Origin of the sequence: Pengzhenrongella phosphoraccumulans (assembly GCF_045689905.1) — a bacterium.
In the GTDB taxonomy this organism is placed as follows: domain Bacteria; phylum Actinomycetota; class Actinomycetes; order Actinomycetales; family Cellulomonadaceae; genus Pengzhenrongella; species Pengzhenrongella phosphoraccumulans.
The window spans coordinates 4294339-4311067 of sequence record NZ_CP144210.1; the positions used below are offsets into that span (position 1 = coordinate 4294339).

Annotated in this window: 12 protein-coding genes, 3 tRNA genes and 1 pseudogene; 4 read left to right on the forward strand and 12 right to left on the reverse strand. The window is 69.0% G+C overall.

Features of this window, described 5'->3' with window-relative positions; all coding sequences use genetic code 11:
- Positions 1-26: 26 nt before the first annotated feature.
- The 7 genes from VTA80_RS19885 to kaiC all read right to left on the reverse strand — a co-directional run bounded on the left by VTA80_RS19885 (position 27) and on the right by kaiC (position 8392).
- Positions 27-1415 carry a diguanylate cyclase domain-containing protein gene (locus tag VTA80_RS19885; RefSeq protein ID WP_407342802.1) on the reverse strand — a complete coding sequence of 463 codons (1389 nt, stop codon included), beginning with the start codon at positions 1413-1415 and terminating at the stop codon, positions 27-29.
- Positions 1416-1556: 141 nt separating this feature from the next.
- Positions 1557-2372 (reverse strand): ExeA family protein, encoded by an 816-nt coding sequence (locus VTA80_RS19890; RefSeq protein WP_407342803.1) that lies wholly within the window; start codon positions 2370-2372, stop codon positions 1557-1559.
- Positions 2369-3973 carry a DDE-type integrase/transposase/recombinase gene (locus tag VTA80_RS19895; RefSeq protein ID WP_407342804.1) on the reverse strand — a complete coding sequence of 535 codons (1605 nt, stop codon included), beginning with the start codon at positions 3971-3973 and terminating at the stop codon, positions 2369-2371. The genes VTA80_RS19890 and VTA80_RS19895 overlap by 4 nt, the downstream gene beginning before the upstream one ends.
- A gap of 92 nt (positions 3974-4065) precedes the next feature.
- Complete coding sequence (locus tag VTA80_RS19900; protein WP_407342805.1) at positions 4066-4434, reverse strand: hypothetical protein; 369 nt, start codon at positions 4432-4434, stop codon at positions 4066-4068.
- A 405-nt stretch (positions 4435-4839) separates the two neighbouring features.
- Positions 4840-6333: a PAS domain S-box protein gene (locus VTA80_RS19905; RefSeq protein ID WP_407342806.1), complete on the reverse strand. Its 1494-nt coding sequence runs from the start codon at positions 6331-6333 to the stop codon at positions 4840-4842.
- Positions 6330-6641 (reverse strand): circadian clock KaiB family protein, encoded by a 312-nt coding sequence (locus tag VTA80_RS19910; RefSeq protein ID WP_407342807.1) that lies wholly within the window; start codon positions 6639-6641, stop codon positions 6330-6332. The genes VTA80_RS19905 and VTA80_RS19910 overlap by 4 nt, the downstream gene beginning before the upstream one ends.
- A 2-nt stretch (positions 6642-6643) precedes the next feature.
- Positions 6644-8392, reverse strand: coding sequence for a circadian clock protein KaiC (gene kaiC, locus VTA80_RS19915; protein ID WP_407342808.1), 1749 nt, complete (start codon positions 8390-8392; stop codon positions 6644-6646).
- Positions 8393-8695: 303 nt separating this feature from the next.
- Here kaiC and VTA80_RS19920 point away from each other — a divergent pair.
- Positions 8696-9946, forward strand: a pseudogene (locus tag VTA80_RS19920) (EAL domain-containing protein); the annotation flags it as partial.
- A gap of 147 nt (positions 9947-10093) precedes the next feature.
- On the opposite strand, the gene VTA80_RS19925 reads toward VTA80_RS19920, so the two are convergent.
- Positions 10094-11212, reverse strand: coding sequence for a diguanylate cyclase domain-containing protein (locus VTA80_RS19925; RefSeq protein WP_407342809.1), 1119 nt, complete (start codon positions 11210-11212; stop codon positions 10094-10096).
- 261 nt (positions 11213-11473) lie between these two features.
- On the opposite strand from VTA80_RS19925, the gene VTA80_RS19930 reads away from it, so the two are divergent.
- Both VTA80_RS19930 and VTA80_RS19935 read left to right on the forward strand, forming a co-directional pair.
- The gene (locus VTA80_RS19930; RefSeq protein ID WP_407342810.1) at positions 11474-12811 is read left to right on the forward strand and encodes a S8 family serine peptidase; all 1338 of its coding nucleotides are present in this window, start codon (positions 11474-11476) and stop codon (positions 12809-12811) included.
- 466 nt (positions 12812-13277) lie between these two features.
- The gene (locus VTA80_RS19935) at positions 13278-15485 is read left to right on the forward strand and encodes a putative bifunctional diguanylate cyclase/phosphodiesterase (RefSeq protein WP_407342811.1); all 2208 of its coding nucleotides are present in this window, start codon (positions 13278-13280) and stop codon (positions 15483-15485) included.
- 176 nt (positions 15486-15661) lie between these two features.
- Here the strand turns inward: VTA80_RS19935 and VTA80_RS19940 are convergent, their stop codons facing one another.
- Positions 15662-15982: a hypothetical protein gene (locus tag VTA80_RS19940; RefSeq protein WP_407342812.1), complete on the reverse strand. Its 321-nt coding sequence runs from the start codon at positions 15980-15982 to the stop codon at positions 15662-15664.
- Here VTA80_RS19940 and VTA80_RS19945 point away from each other — a divergent pair.
- Positions 15981-16271, forward strand: coding sequence for a hypothetical protein (locus VTA80_RS19945; protein ID WP_407342813.1), 291 nt, complete (start codon positions 15981-15983; stop codon positions 16269-16271). The two genes, VTA80_RS19940 and VTA80_RS19945, sit on opposite strands and share 2 nt — an antisense overlap.
- A 14-nt stretch (positions 16272-16285) precedes the next feature.
- Here the strand turns inward: VTA80_RS19945 and VTA80_RS19950 are convergent.
- The 3 genes from VTA80_RS19950 to VTA80_RS19960 all read right to left on the reverse strand — a co-directional run bounded on the left by VTA80_RS19950 (position 16286) and on the right by VTA80_RS19960 (position 16587).
- A tRNA-Val gene (locus VTA80_RS19950) sits at positions 16286-16360 on the reverse strand.
- 28 nt (positions 16361-16388) lie between these two features.
- Positions 16389-16459: transfer RNA gene (locus VTA80_RS19955), tRNA-Cys, on the reverse strand.
- A gap of 56 nt (positions 16460-16515) precedes the next feature.
- Positions 16516-16587, reverse strand: a tRNA-Gly gene (locus VTA80_RS19960).
- Between the last annotated feature and the right edge of the window lie 142 nt (positions 16588-16729).

Below are 16729 nucleotides of genomic sequence, written 5' to 3' on the forward strand. Positions count from 1 at the left end.
GTCGGCGAAAAAGCATCGCCCGGCGCTCACGCCGGCGTCGGCATCCTCGGGACCACGCGGTCGCCGCCAGCCTGTTTTGCCTCATACATGGCTCGGTCGGCGCGGGCGATCATCTCGTCGACGTCTTCACCCGGAACAGCGAGGGTCACCCCGATACTCAGGGTGGCGCTGACGGTCTGGTCGTCGGTCTGGATGGGCTGCGCGACGGCGCGGCGGATGTTGTCGGCGACGTCCACCGCGTTGGCGAGCTCGTGGACGCCGTCGAGCAGGATGAGGATCTCGTCCCCGCCGATCCGGGCGGCGACGTCTCCGGTGCGCAGACACGAGTTGATCCGGGTGGCGACGGCCTGGAGCACGTCGTCGCCGGCGGAGTGCCCGAACTCGTCGTTGATCGTCTTGAATCCGTCGATGTCCCCGAACAGCACTGCGGCCTCCTCGCCGGAGCGGCGTGGGTGCCTGGTCAGTGCAGCCACACGCTCGAGCACCTCGCGACGATTCAACAAGCCGGTGAGCTCGTCGGATCGGGCCCGCACCTCGAGGTCGTCCTCGGCGGCAACCTCAGCGTCGATGTTTCGGAACGAGGCGACGATCCCGTCCGGCGCACCGTCTTTGATGTACGGCTTGGAATGCACCTGGACCCAGTGGAAACGACCGTCCTTAGCCCGGACCCGCACACGGAACAGCTCAATCTCGCCGCGGTAGAGAGCGGCGCGGGACTCCTCCACATCGCCGAGCCCGTCCGGGTCGACGTAGTCGATGACTCGATGGCTCAGCCAGTCCTCGGGATCCCAGCCGAGCGTGGCTGTCAACGACGGGCTGACCCACGCGACGATCCCGTCTCGCAGGTGCACCACGACATCGGAGAGGTTCTGGGTGAGCAGCCGATGGATCTCCTCGGACCGCGCGAGGGCCTGCGCCGTGGCAATACGGTCGGTCACGTCGCGCCAGGTGTACGACAGGCCGTCGTCGAGCTTTTCTGCCTGGATGTCGTAGTGCCGGACCTCGCCTCGCATGAACTCGTTCTCGTACTCGACGCCGTCGACCCGCATCGGTTCGCCGGTCTCGACGACCGTTCGGTACATGTCTAGGAGCGCGCTGTCCCGGTGACCTGGAAGGAGCTCGAGCAGCTGGCTTCCGACCAACTCGTCGTAGGGCATAGCGTTGTAGGCGCACGCCGCCCGGTTCGCGTCGACATAGGTGAAGTCCACGATCTGGCCGGTCTCGTCGCGTACCGCCTCGAACACCACGTGCGGGTCGAACTCCGTGTCCAACGTGGCTCGCAGCCGGGCCCGGGCGGTGACCAGGTCGTGGATGTCCTGGATCCCGCCCACCGTGCGGGTGAGCACCCCGGACTCGTCGACCACGGGCTCCCCCCAGATCGACACCCAGCGGTACTTGCCACTCTTTGCCCGCATCTGCACGATGTGGTGGCGTGTTGACCGCCGCGTCAGGTGAGGATGGCGGCGTCATCGTCGGTGAGGACGTTTTGGGGGCAAGGCTGAACCCCGCCGGTTGGTGTGCCGGCGGGGTTCGTGGTCGTGGTGTCGCGTTGGTGGTCAGTCTGTCGTGACCTCGGTGACTGCCGCGCGGGCGGAGGACTCATCGACGATGGTCTTGTTGGTCGCGAACGCTGCGACGAGGGCTTGGACGGCGAGGTTGTTCACCGCGCGGGGCAGGCCGCGGCTGACTTGGTGGATCAGGGCGGTCGCGTCGTCGCTGAACAGGGTGTCGGACCGCCCGGCGAGCTTGAGGTGGTGGATCAGGTACGTCTTGGTCTCGCCCGCGTCCATGCCGGTCATGGCGTAGCGCAGCGCGATTCTCTGGTCCAGCGCGGCGAATGTGCCGAGCTTGATCCGCCGGCGCAGGGTGGGCTGCCCGACGAGCAGGCAGGCGAACGGGCTGTGACTATCCATGTCCGCGTTCGTCAGGAGCCTCAGTTCCTCGAGCTGGTCGGCGCCCAGGAGGTGGGCTTCGTCCAGGACGAGGACCACGCCCCGGCCGCGTTCGTGTTCCTCGGCGGCGAGCAGGTCGCACGTCTGTGGGATCAGGGATGCTTTGTGGAACCTGGGGGTGCCGCCCAGTGCGGTGACGATCCCGGCGTAGAGGCCGCGGGCCCCGACGGCGGGGTTCGCGAGGTAGATCACGGTGGTCCGGCTGGCGTCGAGACCGGCCAGGGCGGCGCGGATCGCGACGGTCTTGCCGGCGCCGACCTCTCCGGTGATCACCCCCAGGGCCCGTTCCGATACGCACCATCCGATCCGCGCGACGGCCTCGGCGTGGGCGGTGTGGCGGTGCAGCATCTGGGGTGCGAGACCTCGCCCGAATGGCATCCGGGTGAAGCCGTAGTGGGCTTGCAGGTTCTCGATCGTCATCGCGGGTCCTCATCGCTGTCGTGGTCGGGGGTGAAGCCGGTGAAGCCCGTCAGGTCGGCGAGGTCGAGCTGTCCGGGCAGCACGCCGGTCGGCAGGTTGGCGTGCAGTTCGGCGCGCATGGATGCCAGGTCGGCCTCGACGGCGCGCACGTAGGCGGTGTTGCGTTCGGTAGCGGCGCTGAACGGCCCGTCTCCGAACGGCCTGTCTCCGACGAGGGTCGCGTCGCTGGCGATGCTTTCGGCGAGGTCACGGCCCTGGTTGGCGGTGGGCAGGTCGGTGTAGTTGATGCGGGTGGCCAGGACCTGGGCGTGGCGGTCGGCGACCAGGGCGAGGTAGTCGATGCCGGTGGCGGTTGGCGGGGCCGGGGCGATCTCGGGGTGCGCGGCGGGGTGGATGTGGCGGGAGATCTTGTGCGGGATCGCGGTGCCCATCGGGCGGCCCTGGAAGCGGACGTCCAAGGTGGTCAGGTCGAACGGGTCGAAGACGACCTCGATGCGGCGTCCGACCAGGGCAGCGTCGACCTCGTAGGTGTTGCCGTGCAGGGAGAACGTCGCGGTCTTGGTCACCGTGCGCCGTGCCGACCACAAGAACGCCTCGCGCAACGCGGCCGGGCTCGGCAGGGCTGGTGGGCCGGGCGCGAGGAACCGTTCCATGGGCGCTTGACCCGTCTCGCTGTGAACTCGCGGGTGGTAGACGGTCTCGACCCACCCGGCGAACAGTTCATTCATCCGGGTCAGGTCCCCGACGCCGGCCAGGGCGCCGGGTGCGGTGAGCTCGACGAGGAACTGCTCGCGGACGGTCCTGAAGAATCGTTCGATCTTTCCGCGCCCGGCGGGCTGGCCGGGTTTGGAGTGCGTGAGGCGGATCCCCAGACACGCCAACGCTCGCATCAGCGGCGCGGCCACGAACGCGGAGCCGTTGTCGACGTATACGACGCCCGGGACGCCGCGGGCGGCCAGGCCCGCGCGCAGCGCCGCCTCCAGGCGCACGGTGTCTTCGCTGTGGCCCCACCGGTAGCCCACGATGGCCCGGGAGTGGTCGTCGATGAACGCGAACAGGTACGTCTTGCGCCCACCGACGACCGGGCCGTGCAGAGCGTCACCGGTCCACCGGTCATTGGGTGCCGCGGCCTCGAACCTGCCGAACGACTTCGGGGCCATCCCGTCGGGGCGGGTATTGAGCTCTAACCGCACGAAGTGGCGCTGCAACGTCCGCTCCGAGGGCGCCGTGCCGGCGTGGGCGGCCAAGATCGCACCGACCTGCGCGGCCGTGCGGGCCGGGACCTCCCGCTTCAACGCTGCGGCCAGCGCGAGGACCCCGCCCGGGGTGCGGGGCTCGGCGTAACGAGCAGCCGGCACCAACGCATCGAAGCCGCCCGCGCGCCAGGCCCGGATCCACCGGTCCAGGGTGACCCGGGAGACCACCACCCGTGCCCCGAACGGGCCCGTGTGCTCGGTCGCGGCGAGCTCGCGCACGAGGATGCCGCGCTGGCGGGTGCTCAACGCCGGATCCGCCGGCTCCCGGATCAGCGCGTAACGGAACAGCCCGATGTCACGGGCCCTTTCAGCGCGAGCGTCTTGCGCCTGGTCGTGCTGTGTCATCGGTGCCTCCAGCTGCTCGGTGACCACGGCGTGATCAACAAGGCGCAGACTCCCGGACCCACCAAGCCCCGCCCAGGGTCAACTCGTGTTGGTCACCGCCCACCCACCGGCAACGGACCGAGCAGCAGTCCGCCGCTGGCCGCGGACGCGAACTGCCACGGCGGGCGCGGCCCGAACCTTCTGGCCGCAGCGGCCGCAGCCAGGCCCAGCACCTCCACCGCATCGCCAAGCACGCACGTGCGCACGGCGACCGGACCGGTCAGCGGATCCAGGGCATGCAGCAGACCGGTGAACGACACCCACCACCCGTGGGCCCGGGCCGTGAACCGGCGCAACCAGCCCCGCACCGTGCTCACCGGCCGACCCAACGCCGTCGCGATCGGCCGATGCCCCGCCCCGCCGGCCTTGGCCACCAGTGCCGCGCCGATCACGACCGCGCTATCAGCACGACGCACCAGCATCGAGGCGCTGATCAGCACATGCGTTACCCCGCACCCCGGACACGACGAACGACGCGGACGCACCACGAGCACCGCCGCGCCCCCGTTGTCACCGCGGATGTGACGGGTCCGGGCATGGCCCCAGGGCCTGAGCTCACCGGCGCACCCCGGACAACGCAGCACGCCACGACGCAGGAGTCGGTCGACCTCGAGCGGGTCCGTACCTACGATCAGCAACGGGTGCCTCCAAGCACCAAGCGACGGCCCTCCCATCCGGCCAAGGATTAGGGGAGGGCCGTTGCGCTTCCATGGACGTCGTCACGCTCTCGTCGCCAACGAAAAAAGGCAACCCCGCAGGGCTGCCCAAAACGCGTCATCACCGTCAGCGACGCCAACCCATCCCCACGTCGTCAGCCACGGCGTCGCTCAACAGTGGCGCTCCGCGGTCACCTGCCCGGAGGAGACCAGCTCGTGCTCCCCGTTGACCCGATCACGGTCCGCGGGCTCGAGGAGGTCGGCCATCCGCGTCCCGACGATCTCGCCAGGTGCCCAGCCGAGCAAGGTCGTGATGGCCGGGGAGACCCACATGACGCGGCGATCTGGCCCAGACTCGAACACCACCTCAGCGGCGCCCTCGACCAGCGACCGGAAGTGCCGCTCCGACTCGGCCAGAGCCTCCTCCGCCTCCACGAGCTCCTCAATGTCCCGCACGACCGCGACGACGCCGGCGGGATTACCGAGATCGCCCAACGGGGTGGCCGTCGTGCCCATCCACCGGTAGCTGCCGTCCCTGCAGCGGATGCGCGCGCGTCGCGGCAGCGCCCCACCGAAATCGCTGAACTCAGCCTCACCCACCCAGTCGTCCGGGTGGACCACCTGGGACCCGTCGGTCCCCAGGATCTCTTCGGGGGTCCAGCCCAGGATGCGCGTCACCGCAGGTGAGACGTACTCGATCCGGCCCTCGGGGGAGGTGCGGACCAGGATGTCCGCCGAGCCCGCCGCGATCACCTGCAGCTCGGCCCCGCGCTGGATCAGCTCGCGTTCGGCCAGCACGCCCTCGGTCACGTCCAGGACCTGGGCGATGAAGAACTTCACCGACTGGTCGTCGTTGCGTACGCATGACGCGGAGACATCGCTCCAGACGACCGTCGCGTCGGGTCGCAGGTAGCGTTTGCGGACGCGGAACGATGGGACCTGGCCGGTCACCAGCTGTTCCACCAGGTGGCGGTCCCGGTCCACGTCGTCGGGGTGGGTCACCTCTGTCCAGGCCAGCGATTCCAGGCGCTCCGCATCGCGGCCGAGGATCTGGCACAGCGCCGGATTCACCAGGATGAAGCGCCCCTGGGGGGACAGGACTGCCATCCCCGTGACGCCGTGATCCATCATGACCCGGAACTTCTCTTCGGCCTCGACCCGACTGCTCAGATCGGTGACGACCAGGCAGTGGACGATGGCGCCATCGAGGTCGAGCGCCGTGACGGAGGCCAGGGCCGGGACCGACGTGTCGTCCGGGCGGACGAGGCGCAGCTCGACGAAGTCAGTCGAGCCGGGCGATGTGGTGACGATGGACGTCATCACCGCGGGGCTCGCGTTCACCAGCTGGGCGAGGTCCATGCCGACCACAGCATCCCGGTCCCGGCCCACGAGGTCAGCAAAACGCCGGTTGGCGTACAGCACGAGCCCACCCGAGGTGATCGTCGCGGCACCCTCGCCCATCTCCTCCACGAGCGCCCGGTACGGCCGGTCCAGGCTGGTCAACGCGTAGAGATTCTCGCCCCCCGGGGACGGGATCATGACGGCGTCGACGCCGCCCGTGCGGATCTTGTTGAGCGCGGCCGACAGGTCGGCGATCTCGCGCAGGAGAGACCTCTCCCGCTCGGTCGTCGCTGGCGACCGCCGCTCAGGTCGCGTCGCGGTCATGAGGTCCCCCGGGTGTCGGGGCGCAGCTGCAGCCCGACCAGCACCTGTTCGGTGTCTGACAGGTCGCCGATGATCTTGCGAATCGGCTCCGGCAGCCGGCGCACCAGGGTCGGTACCGCGATGATCTCGTCGCCACGTGCGAGCTTGGGGTGCTCGACGAGGTCGATCAGCTCGATCGTGTACCGCCCGGGGAGGTACTCCTCGCACACCCGGCGCAAGTTCTCGATCGCCTGGACCGAGCTCGGGCTCTGCCCGGCCACGTACAGGCGCAACTCGATGGTCTCGTGGCTGGTCGCTTGGTCGGTCATCGTCACGCCTCCTGGGCCGGTCGTGCCGTGCGGCTGCGGGCTGCCCCGCCCCCGCGTGCGGCAGCCACCGCGTCCCGGTCGGTCTGCCGGACCTCGTCGCGGTGCACCACCTGCGCGGCGAGCCGGTCCAGCTCGGCGCTCTCTGCGGCGAGCTGGACCCTCATGACGGCGATCTGGGCGTCGACCTCCGCGGACCGCTGGGCCAGCGCGACGCGACGCCCCTCGACCTCCTCGCGGCGCCCGACCGCCGACGCGCGCTCCGCGGCGAGCAGCGCCTCGCGGGCTGAACCGGTCGCAACGCCCTGGGGCCCGACGACGACCTCGGCAAGTTCGGGACCGTGGTCGGTCAGCATGAACTCCCGCACCTGGTTGGAGTGGGCCGTCCCCCGGCTCTTGATCACGAACAGCAGCCGGTTGCGCTCGCCGTCACTCTCGACGTTGCGCAGCAGCAGCCACGTGTCGATCAGTGACGACACCGCCACCGCGCTCGACTCGACGTCCCGCTCGTGGGTGAGCGTGGTGATCACGCCCGTAAGGCCGCGCGCCTTGATCAGGTCGACCTCGCGGGTCACCGCCGAGGTCACCCCGCTCGCAGAACCGACGTGACCGAGGCTCCCGATCGCATCGAGCGCGACGACCATCGGCGTCGTCTCGTCCAGCAGGCGTTCCAGGCGACCGAGATGGGACTCAAGCCCGTACGCGGTGGCCCGTTCGGACCACATCCGCAGCAGTCCCACCTCGACCCACCGGCCCAGGTCGATGCCGACCGAGCGCAGGTCACGGATCAGCTGGTCGGGGGACTCCTCGAACGAGACGAACAGGGCCCGCTCCCCACGAGCGCACGCCGCATCGACGATCTGCGCCGCCAGGGTGGTCTTGCCCGTCCCCGCGCTGCCGCTGATCATCGACATCGAGCCGCGGTACACCCCTCCCCCGAGGAGCTCGTCCAGCGCATCCAGGCCGGTCGAGACTCGCTCGACCGGGGCACCGTAGTCGAGTCGCGCCGCCGTGATCGGCAGCACCGTCAGCCCGCTGTCGGTGATCAGGAACGGGTACTCGTTGGTGCCGTGCGCCGACCCGCGGTACTTCGCCACGCGGAGCCGGCGCGTCGAGATGTCCTCCGACACGCGGTGGTCCAGGATGACCACGCAGTCCGAGACGTACTCCTCGATGCCGAACCGCGTCAGCTCACCACCTCGGCCACGCTCACCGGTGACGATCGTCGTCAGGTCCCGGGCCTTGCACCACCGGAACAGGCGGCTCAGCTCGCCGCGCACGATGGCCTCGTTGCCCAGCGCGCCGAACAGCGCCTCGATCGTGTCCAGCACCACCCGCTTCGCGCCGACCTCGTCGACCGCCGCGGCCAACCGGATGAAAAGCCCTTCGAGGTTGAACGCGCCCGTCGTGACGATCTCTGCCGGATCGACGTGCATCGCGTCGATCACCAGGAGCCCGTCGTGCTCGAGCTGGGCCAGGTCGAACCCGAGCGAGGCCACGTTCTGGATCACGTCGCTCGCCGACTCCTCGAACGTGAGCAGAACGCCCGGTTCACCGAAATCGCGTGCGCCCCGCACCAGGAACTCCAGCGCGAACAGCGTCTTGCCCGAACCGGATGCCCCGGTCACCAGCGTCGGGCGACCGCGCGGTAGTCCACCGGCAGTGAGTTGGTCGAATCCGCGGATGCCCGACGGCGCTTTCGTCAGCTCGCTGTCGATCCGTGGGCGGCTGCGGGTCCGTGTCGGCGCGGTCATCCGCCCTCCCCTCGGCGGACCTCTGCACTGCCGCCTCGCGCCAACTAGGAGGCCCTCGATCCGCAGATCACAACCTGCCTACCACCTACCAGCCTGCCCCTTGCGGGGGTCTGTGACAAGAGCCGCAGGCCGCGTCCTCGCGAGGCCCGGGTTGACACGGTGGCGACCTCTTCTAGTCTGGAAAGACAGTCACAATCCCCACCAGCGGCGAGTTCACGGGTGGCGCGCACAGGACGACGACGGTAGACGGGTGGCTCCAGGTGCCCGCTTCGACCCGACGGGACGAGTTCGATGGCGATCTGCATGAACCGTCCGGCACTGGGGGCCCGGTCCGTCCCCTTGCGGCGGTTGACCACCCGCACGGTCGTCGGTCGAGCCGGCCCGGACACCGAGCACTCCACTGACACCCTCACCGGGTTGAGCGACCGCTGGGCATTTCAGGAGGCGCTCCTGCGCGAGGTGGCCCTCTCTCGACGATTCCGCGAACCGTTCGTCGTGATGCTGATCGACGTGGACGACTTCACGTTCGTCAACGACAGCCTGGGTCGAGCCGAGGGCGACAAGATCCTGATCGGGCTCGCGGCAGCCTTGCGCGCCGGACGTTCAGTAGACCGCGCCTTCCGGCTCGGGGAGGACGACTTCGCTGTGATCATGACGCACACCACCCTGAAGCACGCGCTCCCCGCAGTGGAACGGCTCCGCCGGTCGACCTGGCCGCACATGGCGGGGATCACGATCAGCATCGGGCTCGCCGAGTTCGACCCCAATCAGCTCGACATCGACGCCACGACGGACGCGGCGGCACTGCGGGCCCGGGCCGACGTCGCCCTGGCCGAGGCCAAACGCCGGGGGCGCAACCAGATCGCGACCTACACACAGATGGCGGCATCGGCCCCGCAGCACACGTCCGCCGCCACGATCGGGGCCGTGCGGCGCCTGCTCTCCGGTCGGCACCTGGGAGCCGCCTTCCAACCGATCTGGAACCTCACCACGCATCAGGTCCTCGGGTTCGAAGCACTGGCCCGCCCAGCCGACGAATACGGCCTCACGGGTCCGTCCGACGCGTTCGAAGGCGCCGCCCGGCTGGGACGTGTGGACGAGCTCGACGCCCTGTGCCGGGAATCGGTGCTCGCCCAGGTCCGCGACCTTCCCGACGGGGTGCTGCTCTTCCTCAACATCGCCCCGGAGGTCTTCGCCCACGACGGCGAGACCAGCCGCCGCATTCGGCGCGAGGTCGAATCTGCCGGCCTGCACCCAGCCCGGGTTGTCATCGAGCTTCCCGAGAAGATCCACGAACGGATCGCCCTGGTCCACGGCCCCGTGCAAGAGCTTCGCGACCACGGCTTCCAACTTGCGCTCGACGACTTCGGCTCCGGCGAGAGCCCTCTCGGGCTGCTCTCCCGGATCCGGCCCGACTACGTCAAGATCGACCGCGACGTGGTCTCCAGCGCGCACACCGGCGGACCCGGCCGCGCGATCCTCGCAGCCATCGTCTCCTACGCCGCCGAGAGCGGCGCCCTGGTGATCGCCGAGGGGATCGAGACCGCCGAGATCCTTCACCACCTCGTCCGGGCCGCGAAGACCACCAGCGGCGCGGCGCGCTTCGTCGGCGGCCAGGGCTACCTGCTCGGCCGGCCCGACCTCGACCCGCTTTGGCGACAGAACCAGACGATGACCTGGCCACTGCCGGTGGGGCCTGACTTACTCCACGGTGCGATCAGGCGTTCCCCGCCGCAGGTGGCGTTCCCGCAGGAGCGCAGCATCCGCTCGGGCGACGAGGTGGTTGACCGATTCGCCCGGCCTCAGCTCAGCCAGCCCGATCGTGACCGAACAGGGCTCGACGGCGTCGGCCAGAGCGTGGTTGACGGTCTCGAGCCGCGCCTTCGCGGCCGCGAGATCCAAGCCCGGTAGGGCGCACACGAACTCGTCGCCGCCGTACCGGATGACCACGTCATAAGGACGCAGGGAGGCCCGCAGGGTAGTGGCGACCTGGCGGAGCATCAGGTCACCGGCCGCGTGGCCGCGCGAATCGTTGATCACCTTCAGATGATCGACATCGACGAAAGCGAGCGCCAGCGACTGGTCGGTCCGACGCGCCCGCGCCAGCTCGTGCTCGAGCTCTACCGAGCCCGCTCCGCGCAGCAGGGCCCCGGTCAGGGTGTCGACCGACGCGAGCTCGCGCTCTTTGGCCGAGGCACCGCGATCGGCCATCGCCGCGTCCCGGTCGTGCTCGGCGCTCGTGCGCTCTCCGGCCGACGCGCCACGGTCAGCCAAAGAGGCGTCCCGATCGAGCTCAGCCGCGCTGCGCCCGATCGATCCGGCGCTGCGGTCGTGCAGGGCCCGAACTCGTCCGGCCGCAGCGTCGCTGACGTCGTCGGGCTGCTTCGTCCCGGGCTTGGAGTTGGCCCCCTCAGCTTCCGGGAGGGGAGAGTCCTGCCGGTGACCGCGCTCGTCCGCCACGCGGTCGCGCTCATCCGCGTCGTGGTCACGCTGGGCAGCGTCTACGTCACGATGATCGGCCGCCACGTCCCGATGACCCGCAACGTGGTCGCGATGATCCGCCGTCACGTCGCGCTCGTGGGCAGCCAGATCCCGACGCTGCGCAGCCAGGTCCCGCTCGTCGCCCGCGGTCCGTTGCTCACCGGTAGACCTCGGCGACCCGAAACCGGTGCCGACCGCGAGGGCGATCCCGAGCGCAAGCAGAATCGTCACAAGACGCGCTGCAACGGCGTCGAGCAGGCTGCCGACCACTGCACCGACAAGGAGCACTACCAGGACCACGGCGAACCGCACGCGGTGGGCCGAGATCCACAGAGCCATCAGCCGACCTCCCTCGACGCGGGGACACAAACGTCAGTCGCTCCGCCCGGCCATGGCGCCCAATCGCCGAGAATCCCTGCCTCCACGGTAGGACTGCCACCGCAGCAAGGCCAGCCCGTGCAACGACGCGCCCGTACTCCGAACGGCGGAACGAGTCCTCAACGGGGGGAGACGTGCGCCGATGTGGGGGTTGGTGCGATTCCTGCCAAAGCGGCGGCAATCGGGTGAACCATCCGACGTACCACGCTCGGGAGGGCTCTGATGGGAACCGATCGGTCACGCAAAGGCACGCTCCGTCGCAACGCGATCACCGCCGGGCTGGCGGTGATCGCCGCGATCATCGTGGTCCCTGGCACATCCGCTGCCGGAGCCGCAGCGTCGGACCCCACAGACGCAGGCTCACTGGCTGCTGTTACCGGCGCCATCGGCGCCCGATCGGTGTGGGGGCAAATCGACGAAGCCGGGCGGGCGATCACGGGCCAGGGCGTCACCGTCGCGGTCCTGGACTCTGGCGTCGCTGCCGTGCCGGGGCTGGACTCGCCTGGGAAGATCCTGCGCGGGCCGGACCTGTCGATGGAGGCGAATCGCGGGGACGCCCCCAGCTTCGACACCTTCGGTCACGGGACGCACCTGGCCGGCATCATCGCCGCGAAGGACCCAGTGGAGCTCGACCCGCACACGGGGGCACCCAACCCGGGCGACGACACTGCGGAGCTCGGGATCGCACCCGACGCCCGGGTCCTGGCGCTGAAGCTCGCACCCACGAATGGAACGACCGACGTCAGCCAGGTCATCGCGGCGCTCGACTGGGTCACGCAGCATCGCGCCGAGAACAACGTGCGCGTCGTCAACCTCTCGTTTGGGACGACGGCCGTGGAGCCGTACCAGGTGGACCCGCTGGCTGCCGCCGCAGAACGCGCCTGGCGCAGCGGGATCGTCGTCGTGGCATCCGGAGGCAACGACGGTCGCAGGGCCGGCACCCTCACCAGCCCCGCAACCGACCCATGCCTGATCGCCGTCGGGGCATCGGACACCACGGGGATTGCCAGCGGGCGCTCACCGTCGGTCGCCGAGTTCAGCAGTCGAGGAACAGCCGACAGACACGTCGATCTCGTCGCACCCGGACGTTCCGTCGTGGCGCTCAGGGCGCCGGGCTCGTTCGTCGATCGCAGTCACCCCGAGGGCCGGGTGGCCGACGACGACGCCGCGCGGCTGATGCGAGGCAGTGGCACCTCCCAGGCGGCAGCGGTCGTGAGCGGCGCCGTAGCCCTGTTGCTCCAGGCGAACCCCGACCTGTCCCCGGACCAGGTCAAGAGCATCCTGATAAGCACAGCCAGCCCAATCGGCAACGCTTCGGCGATCGACGCCGGCTCGGGACAGGTAGACGTGGCCGCCGCTGTTGAAGCGGCCCGCGCGATCGACCTGGACGGGGGGGCACTGGGCTCGCCCGAGCGGGTCTGGACGTCCGCGCGCACGCTGGGTGTCCTGGCAGCGGTCCCCGGAGACAGTTGGTCGACGGGGCGCTGGTCGACGGGGCGCTGGTCGACGGGGCGCTGGTCGACGGGGCGCTGGTCGACTGACGGCTGGGGCGATCGCTGACCCGGCTTCAGAACGCTGGTCCAGCCCGATCGCGCGCGCGAGGCCTACGCTGGAATCGAGGCGTGCGGCGCGAGGCGCAGAGCCAGCGATTAGCGGAGTGAGCGATGACTGTCCCACCCGACGACCGGGCAGCGCGGGGTCAACCTGTGCGCACTGGTGTCCGGTCGCGATGGTGGGCGGACGCGATGGTTCAGACGGTCGCGCTCACCGTGACGCTCGCTGCCGTGGGGACCACGCTCGCGGTCCGCGCACCTCCGGGGCCGCTGCTGGATTTCCACCCCGGTGCGTGGGCGATCGCGCTGCCACTGGCCCTTGCCTTGGCGTTCTTCCTCACAGAACTGGGCCAGGCCCTGATCGAGGTCGGCCGGCAGGCCTACTCGTTCTCGCTCTCGGGAGTGCCGCTCGTGCTCGGGCTGCTCTACTGCCCCCGAGCGCGCTCATCGCCGCCCGGGTCCTTGGCGCGCTGGTGGCGTTCATCGTCCAGCGCGCGTCGCAGGTCAAGGTCGGCTTCAACACCGCCTCCTACCTGCTCGATGTCACTGCTGTCATCGCCTTGGCTCACCTCCTCATCTCGACCCCGGCGGATCTCAACCTGACCACGGCAGCGCTCTGCTACGTCAGTCTCGCTGCCATCGACGTCCTGACTAGCGCACTGGTGCTCGCTGTGATCCGGATCAATCACGGACCCGTGACCGGCGATTCGGTGGTCGAGGTGTTCGTCTCGGCGGGCATCGTCGTCGCCCTCAACACGGCCGCTGGCTTTGTCTGCGCAGTTTTGCTCGAGGCTGGCCCCTTGGGGATCGCCCTGCTTGCCGGGTTCGTCGCGGTAACCGCGGCCTCGTTCCGGGCCTACCTCGTCCTGCGGCGCCGGCATCGATCGTTGGTGGAGGTCCAGGAGTACATCGGCACCGGAGAAGGGACACACAGTGTCGAGGGACTTGCCGAGCGCATGCTCCCGCCCGTCCGCGAACTTCTGCGCGCGGCGCACGTCGAGCTCACCCTTCGGGACGTCTGCGGCACAGGTGCCACTATCCGGAGCGTCGATGAGACGGGATCGATGCGCACCAGCCAGGTCGCACACCTCGATCCGGATGAGGTGTGGGCATCCTCGATCCAGAGCGGCCGTGCCCTCCGTCTGAGCGGGCGAACCCAGGATCCCGCTGCACGGCGCTGGCTGCAGGTGCACGGTGCGAGTGAGGCACTGATCGCACCTTTGGTGCGTTCCGAACTCGAGGGCACCCTCGTCGTGCTTGAGCGGCTCGGCGACTCGACCCATTTCACCGCTGACGATCTCGCGCTGCTCCAGACTCTGGCCGGACACCTGGCGGTCGCCCTGCACAGCGTCCAGCTCTTCGAGCAACTGCTCCACGAGGCGACCCACGACGTGCTGACAGATCTCCCCAACCGGTCGCTGCTGGCATCGACTTTGCGCACCATGCTCAGCGACGCCGACGACGAACGGGCTGCCGCCGTCCTCCTGCTCGATCTCGACCGGTTCAGAGACGTCAACGACGCCTTGGGCCATGACATCGGTGACCAGCTCCTCCAAGTAGTCGCCCGGCGCCTGAGCGAACTGGTACCCGCGGGAGCCACCGTCGGACGGCTGGGCGGCGACGAGTTCGCTGTCCTGCTGCCGCCCGCGGCAGACGCGCAAGTGGCCGCGTTCGCCGTAGCCACAACCATCGCCAACGCGCTCCGAACACCGGTCCAACTGCCGGACGTCACGATCAGCACCGAAGGCACTATCGGGGTGGCGATCGCCACAGCCGGTCAAACTCAGACCGACCTGATGCGTCAGTCGGACACCGCGATGTACGCGGCCAAAGACTCGGGCGTGCAAGTCGTCATCTACACCGCCGAACTGGAGCGCGGTGGCGCAGAGCGCCTCTCGCTCCTCACCGATCTGCGCGCAGCGCTCGACCGGCAAGAAATCGAGGTCTACTACCAACCCAAGGCCGATCTCGCGCGAAACGTCGTCACGAGCGTCGAAGCACTGGTCCGCTGGACTCATCCCACCCTCGGGCCGGTCGGGCCGGCCGAGTTCATCCCCCTCGCAGAGTCCACTGGACTCATCGACCTGCTGACTCGGACGGTGCTGACCAAGGCACTGCAGGACTGTCGCCTGTGGCGTGACGCGGGACACGAGATCGCCGTCGCAGTGAACGTCTCCGCCCGCAACGTCAACGACGCCTGCCTGCCAGACATGGTCGCGGCTGCATTGGAGACAGCGGGCGTGCCGGCTCGCGCCCTGATCCTCGAGATCACCGAGAGCAGCATCATGGGCGACCCGGTGCGCACCCTGCCGACACTCACGAGGCTTGCCACCCTCGGAGTTGCACTCTCGATCGATGACTTCGGCACCGGCTACTCGAGCCTGTCCTATCTGCAACGGCTGCCCGTCCATGAGCTGAAGATCGACCTCGGGTTCGTGCAGGGAATGGCGCAGAAGTTGAACCCCCAAGGGAGCGAGGTTCTTGTCCGCGACATCGTCGGGCTCGGCCACAGCCTGGACCTGCGAGTCGTCGCGGAGGGAGTGGACTCAGCCCGGCTGCTCGAGCAACTAAGAGATCTCGACTGCGATCTCGCTCAGGGCTTCTATCTCTCCCGGCCAGTGCCCTACTCCCAGCTCTTCGGTGCGATTGAGCAGGCCGAGCTCGCATGCTGGCGGGCCTGAGCGAGCGGTTGCCCGCCCAGCACTTGTTGCCACTTATGTGACGTGGGGGAGGGGGCTTGGATCGCGGCGACGATCGCGGAGACCGCCGGAACGCGCTGGTGCCGTCGGTGCGTTGGAGCCCCGAGGTTGACCTGTGGCGGGTCCTCGACGTCCAGGTTGACCACCTCGCGGTTGAGTCAGAGGCAGAAACTGGCAGAGCTCCTTTCGCGACGGCCCGCTGCGTGATCGACGAGGAAGATCGGCGGCTGCTTGTTGGCCTCGCCGAGGCTGCTTGCCGGATGGAGGTGTTCAGCAGCAGACAAGGGCGTGGCGGTGGTGTGCTCCCGGGCCGGGTCGAGTGTCGTCGTGGCGCAGCACGGGATCTCGGAGGCGATGGTGCGTCGTCGGGCCGGCGCAGTGTGCGGCCCCTGGCCGAGGCCTACTTGCGACAGATGTCGGCGTGAGTCGGTGAGCACCCCGGAGGTTCGGGCGGCCTTCGGTTGTGAGGTGATGGACATGACTGATGATCTGGAACTGCAGCGGCTGCTGCGAGAGGCCCACGACGAGAGCGCCGACTTTGCCAGCCTCGAGGAGGGCCTGGAGCGTCTGCACCGGACCCGCGCCGTGCAAACCGCGTTGGCCGGTCTGCACGCCGAACAACTCCGGGATTCGCTTCGGACGAGCCGCACGACGCTGGCCGGAGGCCGACAACGACGATCATCGCGACCCGTTGCTACATTTTCGGGCTACATATCGTCCGAGGACGACGAAAGAAGCCACCTCGGACCGCTCCGAGATGGCCTCTGACCTGCGGCAATTCGTGGTGGGCGATACTGGGATCGAACCAGTGACCTCTTCCGTGTCAGGGAAGCGCGCTACCGCTGCGCCAATCGCCCATGCAATACCGAAAAAAAGCAAACTGCGAGGTGGAGACGGGATTCGAACCCGTGTGCACGGCTTTGCAGGCCGCTGCCTCGCCTCTCGGCCACTCCACCGTGCGGCCCAACACTCTTTCGAGCTCGGGGAAGCCGACCAAGAAATCGGACCACCGAGCGGATGACGGGATTCGAACCCGCGACCCTCACCTTGGCAAGGTGATGCTCTACCACTGAGCCACATCCGCACGACCTTCATCAGCAGCTCGTTTCCGAACCGCTCCTCAAGGCGCCTTGCAGACTTTAGCCGACGTTCGCCGAGAGTCCAACCCGGCCGGTTCGCAGGCTCCCATCAGGCAGGCAAGTCGGTCGAAGCGACCCTCGGTACGG

Coding starts and splice junctions, on each gene's coding strand:
- VTA80_RS19925 (WP_407342809.1), bottom strand. CDS start 11,212: ATGGCTCTGTGGATCTCGGCCCACCGCGTGCGGTTCGCCGTGGTCCTG.
- VTA80_RS19930 (WP_407342810.1), top strand. CDS start 11,474: ATGGGAACCGATCGGTCACGCAAAGGCACGCTCCGTCGCAACGCGATC.
- VTA80_RS19895 (WP_407342804.1), bottom strand. CDS start 3,973: ATGACACAGCACGACCAGGCGCAAGACGCTCGCGCTGAAAGGGCCCGT.
- VTA80_RS19940 (WP_407342812.1), bottom strand. CDS start 15,982: ATGTCCATCACCTCACAACCGAAGGCCGCCCGAACCTCCGGGGTGCTC.
- VTA80_RS19885 (WP_407342802.1), bottom strand. CDS start 1,415: ATGCGGGCAAAGAGTGGCAAGTACCGCTGGGTGTCGATCTGGGGGGAG.
- VTA80_RS19900 (WP_407342805.1), bottom strand. CDS start 4,434: ATGCTGGTGCGTCGTGCTGATAGCGCGGTCGTGATCGGCGCGGCACTG.
- VTA80_RS19945 (WP_407342813.1), top strand. CDS start 15,981: ATGACTGATGATCTGGAACTGCAGCGGCTGCTGCGAGAGGCCCACGAC.
- VTA80_RS19905 (WP_407342806.1), bottom strand. CDS start 6,333: ATGACCGCGACGCGACCTGAGCGGCGGTCGCCAGCGACGACCGAGCGG.
- VTA80_RS19890 (WP_407342803.1), bottom strand. CDS start 2,372: ATGACGATCGAGAACCTGCAAGCCCACTACGGCTTCACCCGGATGCCA.
- kaiC (WP_407342808.1), bottom strand. CDS start 8,392: ATGACCGCGCCGACACGGACCCGCAGCCGCCCACGGATCGACAGCGAG.
- VTA80_RS19910 (WP_407342807.1), bottom strand. CDS start 6,641: ATGACCGACCAAGCGACCAGCCACGAGACCATCGAGTTGCGCCTGTAC.